Raw genomic sequence first — 22,159 nt, forward strand, 5'->3', positions numbered from 1 at the left:
AGTGCCACGTTGGACACCTGAACCGCCGCATAGGCGGCTTAGAAATTGAGGTGAGAGACCAGACGTAAGTGGGTAGTCTGAACCGCCGCATAGGCGGCTTAGAAAGTGAACACATCATCCCATAATCCTATAGCCCTCTGAACCGCCGCATAGGCGGCTTAGAAACAGCTATGATATGTTGCCTCATTGAGACTCAACTGAACCGCCGCATAGGCGGCTTAGAAAACTTTGCCATTGTATGCTTCCAAGCCTTGTGCCTGAACCGCCGCATAGGCGGCTTAGAAATGTCATTCACACAAGTTCTTGGGGTGTATGAGCTGAACCGCCGCATAGGCGGCTTAGAAAACAGATTTGTCGCGGTGAAATACAACTCCGTGCTGAACCGCCGCATAGGCGGCTTAGAAAATAAAATCGATCGCTCTCAGTAAGTGGCGTTTCTGAACCGCCGCATAGGCGGCTTAGAAATGCGTTTGGGATAGCGAATTGCAGGGTTTTGGCTGAACCGCCGCATAGGCGGCTTAGAAATGTCCGAGGCGCGGGCGGTGCGAATCGTTCAGCTGAACCGCCGCATAGGCGGCTTAGAAATCACCTCCCCCGTCCTCACCCCCGCTGATGGTCTGAACCGCCGCATAGGCGGCTTAGAAAACCCCACCCCCTCCCCCTCTGGGGGTAACCACCTGAACCGCCGCATAGGCGGCTTAGAAAAAGAAAGATGAAATACATCGGGTAGATGACAACTGAACCGCCGCATAGGCGGCTTAGAAATAGTACATCAACAACAAATGAGGATTTTAAAACTGAACCGCCGCATAGGCGGCTTAGAAATTGTCAGCAAGTTCATGTAACGCGTTGCGTAACTGAACCGCCGCATAGGCGGCTTAGAAAATCTGTAAAAGTTAAGTAGCTCACTAGAACTTCTGAACCGCCGCATAGGCGGCTTAGAAAAAATGTGCATTCAGGTGCTTATGTGCTTTATCCTGAACCGCCGCATAGGCGGCTTAGAAAATGACCTAGGCTACCCTACCTCTGCACATGCTCTGAACCGCCGCATAGGCGGCTTAGAAACACGACGTTAAGCCGGGGCCGAGAGAGGGTTGCTGAACCGCCGCATAGGCGGCTTAGAAACCATCCCGACTCCGTCGGAGACCAACATTAGACTGAACCGCCGCATAGGCGGCTTAGAAATAGTCCCCACAACATTAACTCCTGTTTCTCTACTGAACCGCCGCATAGGCGGCTTAGAAATAGCGCGTAGTTTAATTTAGCTACCTGCTTGCCTGAACCGCCGCATAGGCGGCTTAGAAACAACGGTCTGCTACACGCATGTGAAATGTTACCTGAACCGCCGCATAGGCGGCTTAGAAATTGTGACACGCTGAGGCGTTTCACGTAATAACCTGAACCGCCGCATAGGCGGCTTAGAAATAGGTTCCGACGCCAGTAATCAACTGCACACTCTGAACCGCCGCATAGGCGGCTTAGAAACGGCTGCGTCGATCAGAATTATGGCCAGGTTGCTGAACCGCCGCATAGGCGGCTTAGAAATTGTCAGAGGGGCTTTGTGGTAACCTAACAATCTGAACCGCCGCATAGGCGGCTTAGAAAATGACAGAAAGAATTGACCCGCGCGAGTTTGACTGAACCGCCGCATAGGCGGCTTAGAAAGGGTGTACGCAGCATTAATCAAAAATACAGAACTGAACCGCCGCATAGGCGGCTTAGAAACAGAGAGGCAGGCGTATGCCCATACAACGCACTGAACCGCCGCATAGGCGGCTTAGAAATACCGCACGAGCCTGTGGCTAGATGAATTAGACTGAACCGCCGCATAGGCGGCTTAGAAATGTGCGCGTTATGCCCGCCTCGTATTCGTTTGCTGAACCGCCGCATAGGCGGCTTAGAAAGTCACGAACAGTCGTCAGTTATCTACGCGTTACTGAACCGCCGCATAGGCGGCTTAGAAAGCTACTGTATCAAAACCAAATCTAGACCTAGCCTGAACCGCCGCATAGGCGGCTTAGAAATGCGGGACGCTAAAGTTCGGCAGCTGCACAGGCTGAACCGCCGCATAGGCGGCTTAGAAAATGTTTCACCACCTGTTTATCAAAATATTCGACTGAACCGCCGCATAGGCGGCTTAGAAAACTCACCTATAAGATATTACAGTCGGTGGTTGCTGAACCGCCGCATAGGCGGCTTAGAAACAGATAACAAAGCGAGTTAAGTCCCGAGTAGTCTGAACCGCCGCATAGGCGGCTTAGAAAAATCAGGCGAGTAAAGACTACGGTGGGGTTTACTGAACCGCCGCATAGGCGGCTTAGAAAAATTGTTGTCCTCCCAAACCTCAACACTATATCTGAACCGCCGCATAGGCGGCTTAGAAAGTATCCTGTTTGCAGCAATAACCGTCACGAACCTGAACCGCCGCATAGGCGGCTTAGAAAATGAACTAATCATGGCAATCGCAGCAGACCCTCTGAACCGCCGCATAGGCGGCTTAGAAACTGTTCGAGTTATCCCAGCTTCGTACTCGTCTCTGAACCGCCGCATAGGCGGCTTAGAAAGGTATTACAGACCCTCAATGCATTACAGGCGGCTGAACCGCCGCATAGGCGGCTTAGAAATATCAGCCTGTCGAGGACTAATACCTAACAATCTGAACCGCCGCATAGGCGGCTTAGAAACTCACCCACCGCGGCACACCGGCCGCCATGCACTGAACCGCCGCATAGGCGGCTTAGAAAGTGTTGTATCAACTGTTGGGGGTGTATGATGACTGAACCGCCGCATAGGCGGCTTAGAAAAATTCGCGAATTAGCTACAAATGCACTACAGCCTGAACCGCCGCATAGGCGGCTTAGAAATACTATGAGAGGGACGTAAAATGGCTATACTGCTGAACCGCCGCATAGGCGGCTTAGAAACTCCCTCACACCCCATATTACAAACTCTTGTTCTGAACCGCCGCATAGGCGGCTTAGAAAACGAGAACGCGGAACCCTGCTAATGCTAATTGCTGAACCGCCGCATAGGCGGCTTAGAAAGAAAACGCCCACGCTAAATAAGGCAATAATTCCTGAACCGCCGCATAGGCGGCTTAGAAAAGATGTAATCATCAATTTCATAGGCACGACCACTGAACTGCCGCATAGGCGGCTTAGAAAAAACTCGGATCAAGTTACAGAGCAGGCGATAAACTGAACCGCCGCATAGGCGGCTTAGAAAATTGACGCGAGAGCCCTGCTGCAGCTTTTTTTCTGAACCGCCGCATAGGCGGCTTAGAAAGATGACTGCCGCCGCCACGGCGCTGGCTATCGCTGAACCGCCGCATAGGCGGCTTAGAAAAAGCACGCGTAACGCCTGCGCATTCCAGAGCACTGAACCGCCGCATAGGCGGCTTAGAAAACCATATTGTTGATGTCCATTAATGAGATTGATCTGAACCGCCGCATAGGCGGCTTAGAAAGGCGTCAATGGCTTGAACAGGAATGGAAATATCTGAACCGCCGCTCAGGCAGCCTACACCTCAAACATAAAAAAACTTTGGAATGTACTTCGCAAACTAATGTTCATTCCTTGGTTAGCTATAGCTCTTAATATACAATCGCCGGGCTGTGGTGAAATCCACAGTCAGGATTTGCACCCTGCTGATATATACTGGTTTCATCATCTACGCTGTGTAGTGATGTTATTGCCTTTGTACACCCGAAATAATGCAGCTCATAAGGCTGTTTTGTTACGTGACTACGGTGTCTCAGGTAGGGCAGCCTTCGGGCTGGCCGGTATCCAGTAGAGCCGGTAGTGCAAACCCTGCTTGAGCCACCACCAAAGAGATTTGCACCTCCGGTGGTGGCGTTACATCAAATCTACTGGAAACCTAACCATGACTAAAACCTCTCATAGCCCGACCTACTTACCGTTTCTCTTCGCATTATCCTGCACCATTTTATTTATAAAATAAGTGGTGATATCAAATGACGATGCAATCCGACTGGCACTCTGCCGATATCATTGCTGCTTTACGCAAGAAGGGTACAACGTTAGCCGCCGTGTCCCGCTGTGCCGGGCTAAGTTCATCTACGCTGGCCAACGCATTAATTCGTCCTTGGCCGAAAGGTGAATGGTTGATAGCAGAAGCGATAGACGTTCACCCGAGCAAGATATGGCCGAGTAGGTACTACGATGCGGTTACTAAAAAGCTTAAGGTGAGAAATAGAAAAGATACAACCAAGCGTTAACGGTGTTTTAAGCTAATGCCCTCGCAAAGAGGGCACTTCTAAATTGCTTTTTTGAGATTCGGTAATCAGGCTCGATCAGCGGCCAAACTGCTGTAACGCTATTTCCAGCGCCTTTCGCAACAAATCGCGGTCGTGGCGGTAGGGAACGTCATCGGCTTCTAGCGGTTGCTGAACGATCGCTTTACCGTGAATTCCGTCAATATTGATTGTCGGGCCAACGATAACGCCGTCGATTTTACGCCCGTTGATGGTCTCTTCGACGATGTCCATTTTCTGCTTAAGCGTTAGCGAAGCCGCTGCCGGGCTAAGCTCTTTGGCTAAATTGCCAATATAGATAATTTTCGCTTTACTGCGTCCAATCGCTTGAGCAAGGTCGCCTAGTAACAGCGGCGGCATCAGGCTGGTCATAAAACTACCGGGGCCGACTAAGATCAGTTCAGCCTCTTCGATGGCTTGAATCGCTTCCCGTGTGGCATTCACTACCGGCTCAAGCATTAGCTCTTTTGGCATTTGCTTCAGGTTGTCGACGTTGACCTCGCCATAAACCAAATGGCCGTCGCTGTCGATAGCGGCAAGATCGACCGGATGTTCCGACATAGGCAGCAGGTAGGCATTAATTTTGAGCAGGTTACGGATTAAATTGATCGCTTCCAGCGGGCGAACGCTGAGGTTATCCAGCGCTTTGAGCATCAGATTGCCAAGGTTATGGCCGGCCAGCTCACCGTTGCCGCTAAAGCGGTATTCAAACATGGTAGACGCAATGCTCGGTTCGGTGATCAACTGATTCAGACAGTTGCGGGTATCACCCCATGCTATGCCACCTTCGGACTGGCGAATTCGCCCGGTTGAGCCGCCGTTATCGGTGGTGGTAACAATGCCGGTAAGCCGGGAACCTAAGGTTGAAAGAGCAGACATCACTCGGCCTAAACCATGACCGCCGCCTAAAGCGACAACATGTTCCAGATCGTTCAACGTGCGACTACGCATGTTATTCCTTTTTAGCAGAACCCAATTTTCGGCATAAGTTAACCGATTTTGAATGAAAAGGCGAAACCTGTGTTATTTAGCTTGATGTAAGTCAACATTGACCTATATCAAGCTGAGTATAGGGTTTTTTAAGTATCTTTTGAGATACTAAAACAGAGCTATAAGTGCTGTATAATTAGTTATATAGCGGTTTTAGTTCTGGTTAGAACAACGAATAAGAATTAGTATTGATACATCGCCTGTTAGATTTTCTGCTAATCAGGCAACTCGATGAAACTCTGAGCTGTATTACCTAAGTCAGTCATTGATACGGTGCTACAGCCGTGGCTTTAAGTCACCAGGGTGCAAGGTAGAAATGCCTGCGCCTCCCGAATTTGGAAAGGTGTTTTATGGTATCGCAACTGACCGATGCTTTTGCGCGCAAGTTCTATTATTTGCGCTTATCTATTACAGACGTTTGCAACTTCCGTTGTAATTACTGTCTGCCCGATGGCTATAAGCCAAACGCGAGTAAGCGTTTTCTGACCCTTGATGAAATTAAACGCATCGGTAGGGGCTTTGCCGAGCTGGGTACTGAAAAAGTACGCCTGACCGGCGGTGAACCTTCTCTGCGCCGTGATTTTGTCGATATTATTGCCGCTATCCGTGAAAATCAGGCCATCAAAACACTGGCCGTGACGACCAATGGTTATCGCATGGCCAGAGATGTTCAAAGCTGGAAAGACGCCGGGCTCACCTCGGTTAACGTCAGCGTTGATAGCCTCGATGCTCATCAGTTCCATGCTATTACCGGTCAGGATAAATTCCGCCAGGTTATGGAAGGAATCGATGCCGGTTTTGAAGCGGGCTTCAGCAAAATTAAGGTTAACACCGTACTGATGCGCGATGTTAACGACCGCAGCCTCAACACCTTTCTCGCGTGGATTAAACCTCGCCCGATTCAACTTCGCTTTATTGAACTGATGGAAACCGGAGAGGGCACCGATCTGTTTCGCAAACATCACGTTTCTGGTCAGGTTATTCGCCAGCAGTTAATTGAAAAAGGCTGGCAGCAACGCATTCGCGCACGCAGCGATGGGCCAGCTCAGGTGTTTAGTCACCCTGACTATCAGGGTGAAATCGGTCTGATCATGCCTTATGAAAAAGATTTCTGTCAAAGCTGCAACCGCCTGCGGGTTTCTGCCGTGGGGAATTTGCACCTGTGTCTGTTCGGTGAGCAGGGGATATCTTTGCGCGATTTGCTGACTGACGATAGCCAGTTGGAACAGCTAAAACTGCGGATTCAGGGCAACCTTCAGACTAAGAAGCAGATGCATTTTCTGCATCAGGGTAACAGCGGTATCACGCAAAATCTGTCATTTATTGGCGGTTGATGCGCCACGTTGTTAGAGCCGCCCGACATCAAGATTTTAAGGAGTTCCCATGGGACATGCAGCCAGCGAATTTACTCCGGTATCTATTGCCGTATTAACCGTATCCGATAGCCGCGGTGACGCAGAAGACACCTCCGGGCACTATTTGGCCGATGAGGCCAAAGCGGCCGGGCATCAGGTGATTGATAAACGCATTGTAAAAGATGATATTTACCAAATCCGGGCTATCGTATCCGGCTGGATTGCCGATGAAACGGTGCAGTCCATCGTGATTACCGGCGGTACCGGTTTTACCTCACGTGATAACACGCCAGAGGCTATTCTGCCGCTGTTTGACCGGGAAGTAGAAGGCTTTGGTGAACTGTTCAGAATGCTCTCATTTGAAGATATCGGCACGTCAACGCTTCAGTCGCGTGCGGTTGCCGGTATCGCTAACCACACCGTTATTTTTGCCGTGCCGGGCTCAACCAATGCGTGTCGTACCGCATGGGAGCAAATCATCGTGCAGCAGCTCGATGCCAGCCATCGCCCGTGTAATTTTATTCCCCATATGCGTAAGAAATAGAAATAAGGCCAACAATGTCACAGTTAACCCACATTAATGCCGCCGGTGAAGCCCACATGGTCGACGTTTCGGCAAAAACTGAAACGATACGTGAAGCACGGGCCGAAGCCTTTGTTGAAATGAGAGCCGAAACGCTGTCCATGATTATGCAAGGTAGCCACCATAAAGGTGACGTGTTCGCGACCGCGCGCATTGCCGGTATTCAGGCGGCAAAAAGAACCTGGGAGCTGATCCCGCTTTGCCATCCGCTATTGCTGAGTAAAGTGGAAGTTTCCCTCGAAGCCCTGCCGGAAACTAACCGCGTGCGCATTGAGTCATGCTGTCGTTTGACCGGCAAAACCGGCGTCGAAATGGAAGCGCTGACGGCGGCCTCAGTCGCCGCGCTAACGATTTACGATATGTGTAAGGCGGTTCAAAAAGATATGGTTATCGGCCCGGTCAGGCTGCTGACCAAAAGCGGCGGTAAGTCCGGCGACTTTAACGCCGATGCCGATCGGGTATAAGGAAAACAATAACATGATTAAAGTTGTCTTTTTTGCTCAGGTCAGAGAGCTGGTCGGCGTTGACCAACTGGAGGTGGCGGCAGGCTATCCGACGGTTGAATCCCTTCGTCAGGCGCTATGCACGCGCGGCAATAAATGGCCGCTGGCATTAGAGTCCGATAAGCTACTGATGGCGGTTAATCAGACGCTGGTTACCGCCGAACATCCGATTACTGACGGCGATGAAGTGGCATTTTTCCCTCCGGTTACGGGAGGATAATATGACCAATACGCACAATACCCGCATTACCGTTAGCGCCGCTTTGTTCAGCGTTGGCGACGAATACCAGTGGTTATCTCAGTGCGATGACGACGGCGCAGTGGTCACTTTTACCGGCAAGGTGCGTAATCATAACTTGGGCGATAGCGTTAGCGCTTTGACGCTGGAACACTATCCCGGTATGACCGAAAAAGCGTTAGCCGAAATTATTGATGCAGCCCGTGAGCGCTGGCCGTTACAGCGGGTTAGCGTGATCCATCGCATTGGTGAGCTATTTCCCGGCGATGAAATTGTGTTTGTTGGCGTAACCAGCGCCCACCGGAATTCTGCCTTTGAATCCGCCGAGTTCATTATGGACTACCTCAAAACCCGCGCGCCGTTCTGGAAGCGCGAAGCAACGCAAGAGGGCGACCGCTGGGTTGAGTCCCGCGATAGCGATAAGCAAGCTGCCGAACGCTGGTAGTTAGTTTCGACTAAACCGCCGCATAGGCGGGAGCGGTGCTCGCCGTACCCTTCATCTTCCCCAAGGTAAACATTGGCAGCCGAAAATGTTATCATCTTCGGGTAACTTTTAGGGGGCCGACGCAATATCTAGCGTTAAATTAAAGCGATAGCTTTAGTTCAGCCTAATGACGCGTCGCTTTCCCCGATAATAACTATTTTTGACTGAGGTTGTTTTAATGACGCGCGTTGCAATGGTATATCACAGCGGATACGGACATACGGCAAAGGCTGCAGAAGCGGTAGCCAAAGGGGTAAGGGAGATAGCGGGAACCCATATTGATATGCTTCCTATTGATGCAGAGGGTTATTTACCTGATTCTGCATGGGCAATTTTATCTGCCGCTGATGGCATTATTTTTGGTAGCCCAACCTACATGAGCGGGCCGTCGTGGCAGTTTAAGAAGTTTGGTGATGCATCTTCTCAGCCGTGGGCAGCGCAGCAATGGAAAGATAAGCTGTTTGCCGGTTTTACCAATTCGGCTAGTATGAATGGCGATAAGCTCAGCACGTTAGACTATATGTTCCATTTGTCGCAGCAGCACGGCGGCGTGTGGGTTGGTATGGGAATGCTGCCTTCGAATACCAAAGCGGCGACGCGTAACGATGTGAATTATATAGCAGGATTCTCGGGGTTAATGACCGTGTCACCGGCAGACGCTTCGGTGGAAGAGGCTCCGCTCCCGGGCGATTTAGAAACGGCACGGCTGTTTGGTCAACGGGTTGCTATGCTGACCCAGCGTTGGGAAAAATAATTTATCCGTTATTTTATAGGGACATTTGAGTTTCATTTTTTCGACATTTACTTGAACCACAAAGAAATTATTTCTTTTATTGATTGTCTCAATTTGTGGTAATCTTAAATAAGGTCTAGGTGTTTTTATCACCAGATTTTCTTTAGTTCAAACGTTTTATGAGGGACATTTCAAATGGATCCACGTCACAATGGTTCTTACGTAGAATATACCACTAGTTCGGGTATTCAGGCGTTTATGGCACAGGTCTACGGCTGGATGTCCTGCGGTCTGCTGCTGACAGCGTTTACCGCTTGGTTCGTTAATGGTTCAGCGCTGCAAGAAGCAATTCTGACCAATAGCATCTTATTTTTTGGCTTGATTATCGCTCAGTTAGGTTTGGTATTCTTCCTGTCTGGAATGGTTAACCGAATTAGCGGAAGTCTGGCTACCACTCTGTTTATGCTGTATTCCGTGCTAACCGGTCTGACCCTGTCGGTGGTGTTTATGCAATACACCGGCGCTTCTATCGGTAGTACCTTTGTCGTGACGGCCGGTACTTTCGGCGCGATGAGCGTTTACGGATATACCACTAAGCGCGACCTTACCGGTTTAGGCAGCATGATGATGATGGGGCTTATCGGTATTATTATTGCCTCTGTCGTTAACATCTTCCTGAAAAGCAGCGCGATGTATTGGGCGATTACCTATATCGGCGTTATCGTGTTCGTTGGCTTAACCGCCTATGACACGCAAAAGCTGAAGGCTATGGGTGAGCAAGTCTCGGCTGATGATAGAGAAAACTACCGCAAGCACTCGATTATGGGTGCATTAACGCTGTATTTAGACTTCATCAACCTGTTCTTAATGTTACTGCGTATTCTAGGCGATCGTCGCTAATACTCAGCAGTATACAGTTTGTATTTCAAGGGCGCGATTATCGCGCCCTTGGTTTATCTGAACTATTATTTAAACCCTTTTATCGGCATTTTACCTGCACAGATAATAAACGGGCGAATGTGATCCAGATCTGATATAATCGCACAATCCGGCGTACTTCGGTCTACGCCATGTTCCTCGCGGTAATGCCTCAACGTAATACCTCGTATGTTTATCTCGTCAGGACCGTAGCAAATATCACATCTTGCGAAAGATGATTTGCCAGGACGAGACTGGAGTTTTCCTAGTTATGTCATTTGATTCCCTCGGCTTAAGTGCCGAAATTTTGCGTGCGGTTGAAGAACAAGGCTACCGCGATCCAACCCCTATTCAGCAGCAGGCGATACCGGTGGTATTAGCTGGCCGCGACCTCATGGCCTGTGCTCAAACTGGCACCGGAAAAACGGCTGGTTTTACGCTGCCGTTATTACAAATTCTTGATAGCCAAAAGGCTGCGCCGCGTTCAGGGCGTCGTCCGGTTCGCGCTCTGATTCTTACCCCGACCCGCGAGCTTGCTGCGCAAATCGGTGAGAACGTGCGTGACTACAGCAAGCATTTAAATATGCGTTCGCTGGTGGTTTTTGGCGGCGTTAGCATTAACCCGCAAATGCTCAAGCTGCGCGGTGGTGTAGACGTTCTGGTGGCAACGCCGGGCCGTTTACTCGACTTAGAGCATCAGCGCGCCGTTGACCTGTCTACCGTTGAAATACTGGTGCTGGACGAAGCCGATCGCATGCTGGATATGGGCTTTATTCATGATATCCGTCGCGTATTGTCTAAGTTACCGGCCAAGCGCCAGAACCTGATGTTTTCCGCAACCTTCTCCGACGACATCAAGGCGCTTGCCAGCAAAATGCTGGTCAATCCTGCCTATGTTGAAGCGGCAAAGCGTAATACGCCGTCTGAACTGGTAGATCAAAGCGTTCATTTCGTTGACCGTAAACGCAAGCGGGAACTGTTATCCCAAATGATTGGTGAAGGCCAGTGGCAGCAGGTGCTGGTATTTACCCGCACTAAACACGGCGCAAATCATCTGGCAGAACAGCTGAACAAAGACGGCATTACGGCTTCTGCGATCCACGGCAATAAAAGCCAGGGCGCTCGTACCCGTGCGTTAGACGAGTTCAAAAATGGTAAAATCCGCGTTCTGGTCGCGACCGATATCGCCGCTCGCGGTCTGGATATCGATCATCTTCCACACGTCGTTAACTTTGAGTTGCCTAACGTGCCGGAAGACTACGTTCACCGTATTGGCCGTACTGGCCGCGCGGAATGCACCGGCGAGGCGATCTCATTAGTTTGCGTTGATGAGCATAAACTGCTGCGGGATATCGAACGTTTGCTGAAGTTTGAAATTAAGCGCATCGCACTGCCGGGCTATGAGCCGGATCCAAGCATTAAAGCTGAACCGATCGTTAACGGTCGCCAGAGCGGCGGTCGTCAAGGGCAGGGTGGTCGTCCGGCTCAAGGCGGTCGTCAAAATGCTGGCGCACCGCGTTCTTCATCCGGCGCTCAAAACGCAGGCCGCAGTGAAGGCAGTCCGTGGGGCAATAAAGGCGGTAAATCGTCAGACAGCCGTGGCGCTGGTAACGGTGCTCCGCGCAGCTCAAAGCCTCGCTCAGAAAATGGCAGTTCGCAAAAGCGTGCTACTTATTCAGGTTCACGTCGGTCGAATACTACCGGCGAGTAACTGAGCTTCAGGCGCATTCAATAAAAAAGCCCGCAGTCACATTGCGGGCTTTTTACATCTGGCGCGGTCAGCGCCGATAAGCTATCAGGAAGAAATACCCTGACTACGCAGGTAATCTTCGTAATTACCGGTAAAGTCAGTTACTTTCTCCGGCGTGATTTCGATAATCCGCGTGGCCAGTGAGCTAACGAACTCGCGGTCGTGGGAAACGAAAATCAGCGTACCCTGATACATTTCCAGCGCCATATTCAGCGATTCGATAGATTCCATGTCCAAATGGTTGGTGGGTTCGTCCATAACCAGAATGTTCGGCTTGGTCATCATCAGTTTACCAAACAGCATGCGGCCTTTTTCACCACCGGATAACACTTTCACATTCTTCTTGATGTCATCCTGAGAGAACAGCAGGCGGCCCAAAATACTGCGCACTGACTGTTCATCATCGCTTGGCTGCATCCACAGGCTCATCCAGTCAAATACCGTCATATCAATTTCAAAGTCGGTAGCGTGATCCTGTGCGTAATAACCAATATTGGCATTTTCAGACCATTTAACCCGGCCGGTATCTGGCGCTATTTCATCAATCAGGGTTTTCAGCATGGTGGTTTTACCCACGCCGTTGGTACCCAGAATGGCTACTTTCTCGCCGACTTCAACCATCAGGTTAACTTTCTTAAACAGCGGATCTTTGTCATAGCCTTTCGACAGATTCTCGACTTCCAGCGCGTTGCGGAACAGTTTCTTATCTTGCTCAAAGCGGATAAACGGATTCTGGCGGCTAGAGGCTTTAACTTCTTCCAGTTGAATCTTATCAATCTGACGGGCGCGTGAAGTGGCCTGACGTGATTTAGATGCGTTAGCACTGAAGCGGCTGACAAAAGACTGAAGTTCGTTGATTTGCGCCTTTTTCTTGGCGTTATCAGACAGTAGACGCTCGCGGGCCTGGGTTGATGCAGACATGTATTCGTCGTAGTTGCCCGGATAAACCCGCAGCTCACCGTAATCCAGATCGGCCATGTGGGTACACACCATATTCAGGAAGTGGCGGTCATGGGAAATGATGATCATGGTACTGTTGCGTTCATTCAAAATCTGTTCCAGCCAACGGATGGTATCGATATCCAGGTTGTTGGTTGGTTCGTCGAGCAGCAGAATATCAGGGTTAGCGAACAACGCCTGAGCCAGTAATACCCGCAGTTTCCAGCCCGGAGCCACTTCGCTCATCGGCCCGAAATGCTGCTCTACCGGAATGCCAACGCCGAGTAACAGTTCACCTGCGCGAGACTCGGCGGTGTAGCCGTCCATTTCGCCAAATTCGGTTTCAAGATCGGCAACTTTCAGGCCGTCTTCTTCCGACATTTCAGGCAGGTTATAGATACGATCGCGTTCTTCTTTTATGGCCCATAGCTCAACGTGGCCCATGATAACCGTATCGATAACGCTATATTCTTCGAAAGCAAACTGATCCTGTTTCAGTTTACCTAAGCGCTCATTAGGGTCGAGGAAGATATTACCGGCGCTGGGAATCAGGTCTCCGCCGAGGATCTTCATAAAGGTTGTCTTACCGCTGCCGTTCGCGCCGATTAGGCCATAGCGGTTGCCGCCGCCGAATTTGACAGAGATATTTTCAAACAGTGGCTTGGAGCCAAACTGCATAGTGATGTTATTACTTATTAACAAGACGAGTACTCATAGGTTGAAAATGTGATATTGGGCACATTATGCCACAGATTGGCGTCGGTTATGCACAATTGATAACCAACACCGGCTGAATTTTATCCGATCGTTTTATTCCGGACGGCATCTTAGCCGGAAAAATTAAATTAATCTAATGGCAGTGAGATTATTGCGAAGATTGAACGATGGGCTAATGTAACAAAGCGCGTTGTAGCGTGAAGCGCTGGCCGATAATAATATCGGCCAGCGATGGGGCTAGGTGGCGTTATGCGCCAGCGCTTTCACCTTTCGGTGGATTAAACGCTGTCAGTGGCAGTACCGGTCCGGTGTATTTTTCGATATAGACCAGAGCCGTATTGGCTGAACACCCGTTGGCAAGCTGTGAGGTTGGAATATCTTTGGTTAAAACGTTCGCCCCTCCATTTTTACAAATGCCACCGGCCGCTGGGTCTAAATCTGGCCATGCACCTTCGTGAATACAGACAATGCCGGGTTTGATGCCGTCAGAGACTAACGCACCCACCAGCACCTGCCCGCGATCGTTATAAGCCCGGACTAAGTCACCGTTAGCGATATTTCTCGCTTTGGCATCATCCGGGTGGATAGTGATCGGTTCACGATCGGCAATCGCATAGAGCTTACGCAGACCGGCATAGTTTAGCTGGCTGTGTAAACGATGGGCCGGGTGGGCAGTCAACAGCTGAAGTTGGCCTTCTTTGGCAGAACCTTTCCACTCGTCTGGTGCCAGCCACGATGCGTGAGGAGGGCAGTCTTTATAGCCAAATCCTTCGATAGTTTTAGAAAATAGCTCTATTTTACCGCTCGGCGTTCCTAGCGGATTCATTACCGGATCGGCGCGGAATTCCGCATAGCGTACATACTTGTCATTCTTTTCGTTGTCACGCATTTCAATCAGTTTATTTGCCTGCCAGAACTGGTTGAACTGCGGCATATTAACGCGTTGAGCGCGGGCACCTTTTTGAGCCGCTTCGTAGAACTCACGAAGCCAGTCCATCTCTTCTTTGCCTTCGGTGTAAACCTTACGGCCGCCAGGTTTCAGCAATTCGGTCATATCGGCAAATACGTCAAAGTCATTGCGCGATTCAAACTGCGGAGCGACAACCTGCTTCATGGGGACTAAGTGTTGATTACTGTAGTCGCCGGTCATGGTGAGGTCATTACGTTCAAACGATGTCGTGATAGGCAGAACGATATCTGCATGCTTCGCCGCCGCGGTCCAGTAACACTCGGAAACCACCACTAAGTCTGGCTTCTGCCATGCTTTGATTAACCGGTTGGTATCCTGATGATGGGTGAAGTTTGCACCACCGGCCCACCAGATCATTTTGATTTCCGGATAGGTTCCTTCATGTCCATTGTGCTGATACTTGGTGTTAGGTTTTTCCAGTGCATCGGTGATCCGCGCCAGTGGGAAGCTGCTTACCGCATCTGAGGCTGCCCAGTCGTTACCAGCGGATGAGCCGCCCGCCACTTTAGCTGAAATAGCGGATAATATGCCGCCGCTGCGGGTTGGGTTACCGCCGTTAGAGTAGTGATACGAGAAGCCAAAACCGCCGCCTTCAGTACCAATTTGGCCTAGCATAGCGGCCAGCGTAACCAGCATCCAGTGTTTTTGTTCACCGTATTGCTGGCGCTGTATGCCCCAGCCGGCCATCAGCATGGTTTTATTTTTACTGAAAATTTCTGCCAATAGCTCAATTTGTTTAGCCGGAATGCCACAGATAGCCTCTGCCCAGACCGCCGTTTTCGGCGTTTTGTCGGTTTTACCTAACAGGTATTCTTCAAACTTATCGTAGCCGGTGGTGTACTTATCTAAAAATGCCTTGTCGTGAAGCGATTTGCTCACCATGGTATGGGCGATACCCAGCATCAGGGCCACATCGGTACCCATGTTTGGTGCCAGCCACTGGGCTTTATCACCAAAAAATTCGATGGTTTCTGAGCGCATAGGGTCAATGGCAATAACCGTTTTTCCCGATGCTTTTAGCTTATTAAAGAATTCAATACCCTGTTCGTCAGTACTGCTCCAGGCGATTTTCAGCGTATTCAACGGGTTTACGCCCCATAGCACTACCACCTGAGTATGTTCCATGATCATTGGATAGGTGGTTTGCTGCTCATACACCTCGGTTGAGCCTATAACGTGAGGCAAGATGACCTGAGCCGCACCGGTGGAGTAATCACCCATATGGCCAGAATAGCCACCGGCTAAGCTCATATAACGCTGCAGTAGCGTTTGGGCTTTATGCAGTACACCACTTGAACGCCAGCCGTATGAACCGGCAAATACCGATGCAGGCCCGTGCGCTTTGCGGATCCGCATATGTTGTTCATGAATTAGCTTATAGGCATCATCCCAAGATACGCGCACGAACTCATCGCTGCCGCGTTTGCCGTCTGATTTTCCCGGTGCGGCTAAATAGCTTTTACGCACCATCGGATATTTAACTCTGGCGTTGGTATAAAGCTGATCGGGAGCGGTCTCTTGCAGGCTATTAGGAATTGTTTTTGCCAGCGCACCCTTAGATGAAATCACTTTTCCATCTTTTACTTCTACGTTCATTGCACCCCAGCGTCCTGCGGTAAGGATGATGCCATTGGGTGCATCTGCCCAGGCTGGAAGCGGTATTGCTGATGATATAACCATCGCTCCGGCTGTTGCTCCGGTCCCTTTCAGAAAGCCTCTACGTGTAACATTCATATAGCATCCTCTATAATTAGTGACTGTTTATGTCTTTGGCGTTGTATTGGAAATACTTGGTTAAAATCTCTAAATCTTCAGGCGAAATGTCGGTTCTGGCTCCCATGCCTTTGGCGACTGCTGGCCATGCATTAACGGTGTAATGCGTGGCGGATATTTTGGCGTGGCAGCCGGAGCAATAGACGTTATCCAGATTTTCTGCGTAGGCCCAAAGCGGCTCTTGCTTCGCCAGTACCGGTTCGTTGATGGTGGCTTTTAACGAAACCGGCCGCCATTCATTGTCATATTGGTCTTTGGTGAAATCGCCGTTAATCTGCAGCGCTTTTTCACCTTCTTCGCTTAGGCTTGCCAGAATCAGGCGCTGGCCTTGGGACAGATAGATAACCTGTTCGGCACCTTTCATTTGAGAGCCTTCGATGGTGATTTCCCGCTGAGTGCCGGTGGTTTTAGTCACTTTAAGCGCGGTTGCCGGATAGGCGGTACCCAGATTCCCCAACTGAATTGGCTGGGCAGGGAAAACCACTTCAGCGGTTGATGGCGTTTGTTTGGCACTATCGAGCAGGTTTGTCATGGCTTGATCGTCCATTTTTATTTCCGGAGGGAAATGGGCGATGCCTTTATGGCAGTCGATACAGGTTTGCTTATCTTTGATAGCCAGATTATGCATTTTTTGAGCGTCTGCACTCTGCGACTGAATGTCCATGGCGCTGAACTGATGGCAAGAACGACAGGTTACAGAATCATTCTCTTTCATTTGTTTCCAAACTTCCTGAGCCATTTCGAGGCGGTGTTGCTCGAATTTTTCAGGCGTGTCAACTTTTCCGGTAACAAACTGATGGTAAACGTCTTTGCTGGCTTTCATTTTTGCGATCAGAAAGTCGAGCGGGGCTTTAGGTATGTGGCAGTCAGAGCATTCGGCGCGGATACCTTTCTGATTAGTGAAATGCACGGAACCGGTATATTCATCATAGGGGGTTTGCATGGTATGGCATGAGAGGCAAAACTGAGTTTCTGAAGTTTTATGTAACAGATAAGAGCCACTGCCGAAACCAATAGCACCTAGAATAAGACCGATAAATAATATCAGGGCGACGCTTGCTTTTTTCATTTTCATCGTATGACTACCTTGTATATCAATAAGCACTCGTTTGAAAAAAAACTAAGTCTCTGTGCTCATTAATTTAGAAATGATTGCATTACCGTTTGTTCAATAAATAATAGTCACTGCACTACTATTTATCTATCAGATCAATCACAGTTTTTTATAAATAATAAAATATCGATATATATTAATTTACATATCGAAAGGTTTGAAAAATAAAAATATCTAATTATATCAATTGGATAATAATCTTTTATTTTATTTAACAAATTTATAAATTAATGACTAACAAGCGTTAACATATTTTGGAGTTTGCGTGTCAGGATAATTTTACCTGAGGTTGGTTTATTCATATAAATAAAGAAACCCTATTTCAGGATTAACGAATATTATTTTTTATTTAATCGTAACAAAAGAGGATAGGGGGTATGGAAATAATCAGAATAAAAAGAACGGAAAATGACGGGCAACAAAAAACCGCCCTGAGGCGGTTTTTTAAATCTTGATTAAGCCGGAGCTTAATTAGATAGCAACTACGTTTGCAGCTGAAGGACCTTTCTGACCAGCTTCAACATTGAATTCAACCTGTTGGCCTTCATCTAATGTTTTGTAGTCGTTACCTTCGATTGCAGAGAAATGTACGAATACATCTTTGCTGCCGTCTGCTGGAGTGATGAAACCGAAACCTTTACCTGCATCAAACCATTTTACCTGACCAGTAATTTTAGCCATTTTTTAATTTCCTCTAGTGATTATGTACGCCTAAACAGTAGGCGACGATAAGCTGTGATTTTAGTTATTACATATGGCGGCACTAAGAAGAAATTCATCAGATAAGTGATATCGAGAGATAACGCTTGAAATAGGAACTACTTTACTCAAAATGACATACATATAATAGACTGCGTTCCAGCCTGTGCCAGTATTAACGCATTTTGGTGAGGCAATAGCAACCCTTAATTTGAATTATTCTAAAATAACGATAATTAGGCATTTTTAAACCTACTGTTTTCTGATGGTTTTAGCCCGTAGTTCTGATTGTCAACACGTTGAAGACGGCTTATTATTAAGGACTTTTTATACGTCTGTTTAGCTTCTGTTGAGCTTGTTTTTTAGCAAGGAGTGCTAAAATGCCCGTTATTTTCGTGGTTTTTATTCAGATTTTATGCGGTGTACATGCGATTAAATCCGATCAGGAGCGTTATTGGCTATACCTGATTATCGGGCTGCCTGGCATTGGCTGTGCTATTTATGCTCTTGGCGTTATGCTGCCGAACGCACTGCGTAGCCGTGATGGCCATAGGCTTGTTAACCATGCCTACGATAAAATAGACCCGGAACGCTATATCCGTATGCTCAGGGATGAACTCGAGATTACCCAAACCAGCCAAAATTACGTTCTTTTGGCCGACGAACTCGCCCGGGTTGGTCGCCCACAAGAGGCGGTTGAGGAATATAAAAATGCACTAACCGGCATTTTTACTCACGACCCCGATATTATGGTTAAAATGGCCCATGCCCAGTTTGACAGCCACGATTCGGTGAGTTGTCAAAGCACGTTAGAGGCAGTGATAGTGGCTAATCCAAGCTATCAGTCGCAGGATGGCCATTTGCTGTATGCCAGAGCGCTGGCTGAGAACCGCCAGTTTGCTAAGGCTGAAGAGGAATATCAGGTATTGATCGACTACTATTCCGGTCCTGAAGCGCGATATCGTTATTATCAGTTGCTACAACAGCAGGGCAACATGGTGGCGGCAAAGCAACAGTTAGAAACCATTCAACTTACAGCCCGCCGGGCAAAGCCCCACTACCGTAAATTGCATAAAGCGTGGTTGAGTAAGGTTAATCAGGAAATGAAGTCATTTTGAGAAGGTTGGAATAAAACCATTTTCTGCTGGATGACGGGCGGGCTACGGTAAGTAGCCCGCTCTCTGCTTGAGTCTTAGATATTTTAGTAATCCGTTAACCCACAATCTGTTTATAAATTCTTATCGCCGCCACGGCTGCGCCATATCCATTATCAATATTCATGGTCATTACGCCGCCGGCGCAGCTCGCCAGACAGGCGTTCAGCGCAACGTGGCCTCCGCTGGCAATACCATAGCCAACTGAGGTTGGCACCGCGATGATCGGGGCGTTGACTAACCCGGAGATCACCGTTGGCAATGCCGCTTCCATACCGGCAACGGCAATAATAATGGCGTAGTGACGCAGCACGGGCAACCTCTCCTGCAACCGCCATAGCCCGGCAACGCCAATGTCTTGATGCAGATCGCAGCCTATTCCATGAAAGTTAAGGGTGGTTTTGATCTCTTCGCAGACGGAAGCGTCCGATGAGCCGCCGGAAATTATGCCAATTCTGGTCGGAGCCGCTAAGGAAACATTGTCGCCAAACACGGCGCAGTGTGCGGTTGGGTTATATTCCAACTGACGGATCCAGCTTTCAGACAGTTGAACGAATTTTTCCGGCGTCAGGCGCGTGAGCAGTAGCCGATGCTGCTTCTCTTTTGCCAGCGACAGAATGTGTTCAATTTGTTCGCTGCGTTTGAATTCACAAAACACCGCTTCTTCAATACCGCAGCGCTGTAATCGCCCGAAATCCATTATAATGTCAGGCGTGGGCATAGAAGGTATCGACTCATCAGGCGCGGACATAGTTTACCGGCTCCTTATGACCAACAAAGGCGCTGCCCCGCTGATAGGCTGAAATAGACAGCGGCGCATTCAATCCGCTCTCTTTTGCCATGGTCTCTATCTTTTGAGAAAGCTCATCGAGGTAGCAGGGCGTTAGCTGGGTTAATACGCGATCGTCAAGCTCTAACACCATGGCGGACTGGCGAATGCGAAAACGAATAGTCTCACCGACAATCTGGCTGCGAACCAAGCGTTCAACGCGGTCAATCAGGTCCAACTGCCCCGGCAAAATACGGATGCCGGTTTCGACACGGCTCGCCAGACAGGGCGATGCTGGTAAATCTTGCAGATCGGTCAGGCCAAGCAGGGCTGCCATTTCCCGAATAGTGTTTTTATCAATCTGGCATTCAATATAAGGATGACGGATATTCTGTTCTTGGGCGGCAATTAACCCCGGGCGATAGTCTCCGAGGTCATCCAGATTGGTACCGCTGACGGTCTGACCGTGATCTAAATGACGCAGGTTAAGATAAAGGCTGCTTTTGCAGTAATAACAGCGGTTAACCGGATTTTTTTGGTAGTTTTCCTGATCCATTTCGCCGGTGACGACCCGCTTAAAGTTCCACTGATAGCGACGGGCATATTCTTCGACCCGCAGACCATCGGCCTGAGGGACGGCCGCCGAAGTGGCATGAACCATCAGCGCGCTATCGCCAAGCGCCCGGTGGGCAACGTAAGCCATCAACATACTGTCGATGCCGCCGCTGACGGCAACGGTACATTGCCCGATGGACATCAGCCAATCTTCCAACCGTTGTAAGGCTGACCGAGCGCGGTCATTGCTGTTCATGTTGTCTCCTTAACCTGCACTAATAAATGATTCTCTATCTTGGGTCACTGCTATTTTTCAATACTGCCCTTCATGGTTTGTCGTTGGTAGTGGCTGACAAAGTGGTCGAGCAATGAATCGGCCTCTAGCTTGCAGCTGCGTTCACCGTTGGGGCGCAGGGCATACTTCACCGGCCAGTTTTGTTGGTTAAACTCAACCTGCTCTTGAGTGCGTGGCAAAATGAAACGCTGAGTTTCCCAATAGCGCACGCCGAGAGTAGAGGTTTGAATGAATATCGCATCGCATATTTCAGATAAATTTTCAGGCAGGCAGATAGCTTCTAGCCTCACTACCCAGCGCTGTTTTTTGCCCTGTAACGTTTGGCTGGTAAGGTCGATTAGGCCGCCTAATGCACGCAGTTTTTGTTGGGCAATCGCCAGCAGTTCTGGCGTCATATCATCAATGTCGCACTGAATCACGCAGACCGTCTGGCTCAAGTAGTTATTATTGGGTTTATCACTTGGCGCAAGAGGGCGTTCAGCTGTGAACGGGCAGAGCCGCAATACGTTGGCTCGCTGTTTCAAGCGTTTGTTACCAAAACCATAGCCAGCACGTTCGGCGTGGCCGCCGATGGGGCGTTGAAACTGTTTTAGCCATACCAGAATGGCGGCACCGGTGGGCGTGACTCTCTCGCCGCTTTCTCCGTCATCATGCCAGTTAAAACCTTCGAGTAGCTTTAGCGTTGCGGGGGCCGGAACCGGTATCTCACCGTGCTCGCAGCGTACCGTTCCTCCGCCCCAAGGCAGGGAGGAAAACGACCAGCTTTTAGCGCCACAGTGGATAATCAGAAATGCGGCGCTGATGATATCGGCCAACGCATCCAGTGCGCCGACTTCATGCAAATGAATCTGCGATAGCTCAACCTGATGGACTTGGCTTTCAGCCTGAGCCAGCAGGGTATAAATCTCGATAGCGCACTGCCGTACGTCGTCGGCAAGCGGTGCGTGTTCTAGGGTATGGATAATTTTTTGCCAACTGTTGTGCTGGTGCTGGCTGGCCGCGGGCGTTAATACACAGGCGTGCTGTTGATGACTGTGGAAAACAAAGTGGGTGGTGTCTTTAACGTTTTTTCCTTTGAGCCGAACCTGAAAACGCTTCCCGTTCAGCCCTTTATCCTGTGCCGGTTCCAGTTCAATATCTAACGATGAGCTTAACGCTAGCTGATTAAGCTGGTTAAACAACGGCGTAGACAGTTCGGGGAAGGTATCAAGCATGGCGGCACAAAACATGTCTCCGGCAATACCGCCGACCGCGTCAAGGTGTATATGCATAGGGTCTCTGGGCTGTTTTTTCATTTATCGACCTTGATCAGAATAGCCGGTTATTAGGCCCGAAAGGGGTAATAA

General features: G+C 49.3%; 18 protein-coding genes, 1 CRISPR repeat array and 1 riboswitch (1 of these 20 only partly in view). Of the genes, 10 read left to right on the forward strand and 8 right to left on the reverse strand.

Translation table 11 applies throughout. The annotated features are described in order from the left end of the window. Positions 1–3,466: a CRISPR direct-repeat array (repeat unit 28 nt; unit sequence CTGAACCGCCGCATAGGCGGCTTAGAAA) (it extends 643 nt beyond the left edge of the window). Positions 3,467–3,974: 508 nt separating this feature from the next. Continuing rightward, on the forward strand, positions 3,975–4,238 hold the full coding sequence (locus GVI43_RS09295; RefSeq protein ID WP_159566584.1) for a helix-turn-helix domain-containing protein: 264 nt from the start codon (positions 3,975–3,977) through the stop codon (positions 4,236–4,238). Positions 4,239–4,313: 75 nt separating this feature from the next. Here GVI43_RS09295 and GVI43_RS09300 read toward each other — a convergent pair whose 3' ends face one another. Continuing rightward, positions 4,314–5,225, reverse strand: a complete 912-nt coding sequence (locus GVI43_RS09300) for a gluconeogenesis factor YvcK family protein (protein ID WP_159566585.1) — start codon at positions 5,223–5,225, stop codon at positions 4,314–4,316. Positions 5,226–5,489: 264 nt separating this feature from the next. Continuing rightward, a riboswitch (molybdenum cofactor riboswitch) is annotated at positions 5,490–5,626 on the forward strand. Here GVI43_RS09300 and moaA point away from each other — a divergent pair. The 8 genes from moaA to rhlE all read left to right on the forward strand — a co-directional run bounded on the left by moaA (position 5,615) and on the right by rhlE (position 11,789). Then, positions 5,615–6,598, forward strand: a complete 984-nt coding sequence (moaA, locus tag GVI43_RS09305) for a GTP 3',8-cyclase MoaA (protein ID WP_159566586.1) — start codon at positions 5,615–5,617, stop codon at positions 6,596–6,598. Its footprint overlaps the riboswitch before it by 12 nt. A 49-nt stretch (positions 6,599–6,647) precedes the next feature. Further along, entirely contained in the window at positions 6,648–7,163 is a 516-nt protein-coding gene (gene moaB / locus GVI43_RS09310) for a molybdenum cofactor biosynthesis protein B (protein ID WP_159566587.1), read from the forward strand. 14 nt (positions 7,164–7,177) lie between these two features. Continuing rightward, the gene (moaC, locus tag GVI43_RS09315; RefSeq protein ID WP_159566588.1) at positions 7,178–7,666 is read left to right on the forward strand and encodes a cyclic pyranopterin monophosphate synthase MoaC; all 489 of its coding nucleotides are present in this window, start codon (positions 7,178–7,180) and stop codon (positions 7,664–7,666) included. 13 nt (positions 7,667–7,679) lie between these two features. Continuing rightward, complete coding sequence (gene moaD, locus GVI43_RS09320; RefSeq protein ID WP_159566589.1) at positions 7,680–7,925, forward strand: molybdopterin synthase sulfur carrier subunit; 246 nt, start codon at positions 7,680–7,682, stop codon at positions 7,923–7,925. Between the two features lies 1 nt (position 7,926). Further along, positions 7,927–8,388 (forward strand): molybdopterin synthase catalytic subunit MoaE, encoded by a 462-nt coding sequence (moaE, locus tag GVI43_RS09325; RefSeq protein ID WP_159566590.1) that lies wholly within the window; start codon positions 7,927–7,929, stop codon positions 8,386–8,388. 217 nt (positions 8,389–8,605) lie between these two features. After that, entirely contained in the window at positions 8,606–9,181 is a 576-nt protein-coding gene (locus GVI43_RS09330) for a flavodoxin family protein (protein WP_159566591.1), read from the forward strand. Between the two features lie 174 nt (positions 9,182–9,355). Continuing rightward, positions 9,356–10,060: a Bax inhibitor-1/YccA family protein gene (locus GVI43_RS09335; RefSeq protein WP_159566592.1), complete on the forward strand. Its 705-nt coding sequence runs from the start codon at positions 9,356–9,358 to the stop codon at positions 10,058–10,060. Positions 10,061–10,349: 289 nt separating this feature from the next. Next, entirely contained in the window at positions 10,350–11,789 is a 1,440-nt protein-coding gene (gene rhlE / locus GVI43_RS09340) for an ATP-dependent RNA helicase RhlE (RefSeq protein ID WP_159566593.1), read from the forward strand. A gap of 84 nt (positions 11,790–11,873) precedes the next feature. Here rhlE and GVI43_RS09345 read toward each other — a convergent pair whose 3' ends face one another. From GVI43_RS09345 to cspE, 4 genes are all read right to left on the reverse strand, one after another. Further along, on the reverse strand, positions 11,874–13,469 hold the full coding sequence (locus tag GVI43_RS09345; RefSeq protein ID WP_159566594.1) for an ABC-F family ATPase: 1,596 nt from the start codon (positions 13,467–13,469) through the stop codon (positions 11,874–11,876). Between the two features lie 262 nt (positions 13,470–13,731). Next, positions 13,732–16,188, reverse strand: coding sequence for a trimethylamine-N-oxide reductase 2 (locus GVI43_RS09350; RefSeq protein ID WP_159566595.1), 2,457 nt, complete (start codon positions 16,186–16,188; stop codon positions 13,732–13,734). Between the two features lie 16 nt (positions 16,189–16,204). Continuing rightward, the gene (locus GVI43_RS09355; protein WP_246201650.1) at positions 16,205–17,302 is read right to left on the reverse strand and encodes a NapC/NirT family cytochrome c; all 1,098 of its coding nucleotides are present in this window, start codon (positions 17,300–17,302) and stop codon (positions 16,205–16,207) included. 510 nt (positions 17,303–17,812) lie between these two features. Further along, entirely contained in the window at positions 17,813–18,022 is a 210-nt protein-coding gene (gene cspE, locus GVI43_RS09360; protein WP_036015188.1) for a transcription antiterminator/RNA stability regulator CspE, read from the reverse strand. Between the two features lie 398 nt (positions 18,023–18,420). Here cspE and GVI43_RS09365 point away from each other — a divergent pair, with 398 nt between their 5' ends. Further along, complete coding sequence (locus tag GVI43_RS09365) at positions 18,421–19,158, forward strand: hypothetical protein (protein ID WP_159566596.1); 738 nt, start codon at positions 18,421–18,423, stop codon at positions 19,156–19,158. A gap of 94 nt (positions 19,159–19,252) precedes the next feature. Here GVI43_RS09365 and larB read toward each other — a convergent pair whose 3' ends face one another. The 3 genes from larB to larC are packed head-to-tail and all read right to left on the reverse strand — an operon-like array spanning position 19,253 to position 22,084. After that, the gene (larB, locus tag GVI43_RS09370) at positions 19,253–19,945 is read right to left on the reverse strand and encodes a nickel pincer cofactor biosynthesis protein LarB (protein ID WP_211959078.1); all 693 of its coding nucleotides are present in this window, start codon (positions 19,943–19,945) and stop codon (positions 19,253–19,255) included. Beyond that, positions 19,932–20,774 (reverse strand): ATP-dependent sacrificial sulfur transferase LarE, encoded by an 843-nt coding sequence (larE, locus tag GVI43_RS09375; RefSeq protein ID WP_159566597.1) that lies wholly within the window; start codon positions 20,772–20,774, stop codon positions 19,932–19,934. The genes larB and larE overlap by 14 nt, the downstream gene beginning before the upstream one ends. Positions 20,775–20,824: 50 nt before the next feature. Further along, positions 20,825–22,084, reverse strand: a complete 1,260-nt coding sequence (gene larC / locus GVI43_RS09380; RefSeq protein ID WP_159566598.1) for a nickel pincer cofactor biosynthesis protein LarC — start codon at positions 22,082–22,084, stop codon at positions 20,825–20,827. Positions 22,085–22,159 lie beyond the last annotated feature (75 nt).

It is taken from the genome of Budvicia diplopodorum (assembly GCF_009800925.1).
Taxonomy (GTDB): domain Bacteria; phylum Pseudomonadota; class Gammaproteobacteria; order Enterobacterales; family Enterobacteriaceae; genus Budvicia; species Budvicia diplopodorum.

Coding starts and splice junctions, on each gene's coding strand:
- GVI43_RS09295 (WP_159566584.1), top strand. CDS start 3,975: ATGACGATGCAATCCGACTGGCACTCTGCCGATATCATTGCTGCTTTA.
- GVI43_RS09300 (WP_159566585.1), bottom strand. CDS start 5,225: ATGCGTAGTCGCACGTTGAACGATCTGGAACATGTTGTCGCTTTAGGC.
- moaA (WP_159566586.1), top strand. CDS start 5,615: ATGGTATCGCAACTGACCGATGCTTTTGCGCGCAAGTTCTATTATTTG.
- moaB (WP_159566587.1), top strand. CDS start 6,648: ATGGGACATGCAGCCAGCGAATTTACTCCGGTATCTATTGCCGTATTA.
- moaC (WP_159566588.1), top strand. CDS start 7,178: ATGTCACAGTTAACCCACATTAATGCCGCCGGTGAAGCCCACATGGTC.
- moaD (WP_159566589.1), top strand. CDS start 7,680: ATGATTAAAGTTGTCTTTTTTGCTCAGGTCAGAGAGCTGGTCGGCGTT.
- moaE (WP_159566590.1), top strand. CDS start 7,927: ATGACCAATACGCACAATACCCGCATTACCGTTAGCGCCGCTTTGTTC.
- GVI43_RS09330 (WP_159566591.1), top strand. CDS start 8,606: ATGACGCGCGTTGCAATGGTATATCACAGCGGATACGGACATACGGCA.
- GVI43_RS09335 (WP_159566592.1), top strand. CDS start 9,356: ATGGATCCACGTCACAATGGTTCTTACGTAGAATATACCACTAGTTCG.
- rhlE (WP_159566593.1), top strand. CDS start 10,350: ATGTCATTTGATTCCCTCGGCTTAAGTGCCGAAATTTTGCGTGCGGTT.
- GVI43_RS09350 (WP_159566595.1), bottom strand. CDS start 16,188: ATGAATGTTACACGTAGAGGCTTTCTGAAAGGGACCGGAGCAACAGCC.
- GVI43_RS09355 (WP_246201650.1), bottom strand. CDS start 17,302: ATGAAAATGAAAAAAGCAAGCGTCGCCCTGATATTATTTATCGGTCTT.
- cspE (WP_036015188.1), bottom strand. CDS start 18,022: ATGGCTAAAATTACTGGTCAGGTAAAATGGTTTGATGCAGGTAAAGGT.
- GVI43_RS09365 (WP_159566596.1), top strand. CDS start 18,421: ATGCCCGTTATTTTCGTGGTTTTTATTCAGATTTTATGCGGTGTACAT.
- larB (WP_211959078.1), bottom strand. CDS start 19,945: ATGTCCGCGCCTGATGAGTCGATACCTTCTATGCCCACGCCTGACATT.
- larE (WP_159566597.1), bottom strand. CDS start 20,774: ATGAACAGCAATGACCGCGCTCGGTCAGCCTTACAACGGTTGGAAGAT.
- larC (WP_159566598.1), bottom strand. CDS start 22,084: ATGCATATACACCTTGACGCGGTCGGCGGTATTGCCGGAGACATGTTT.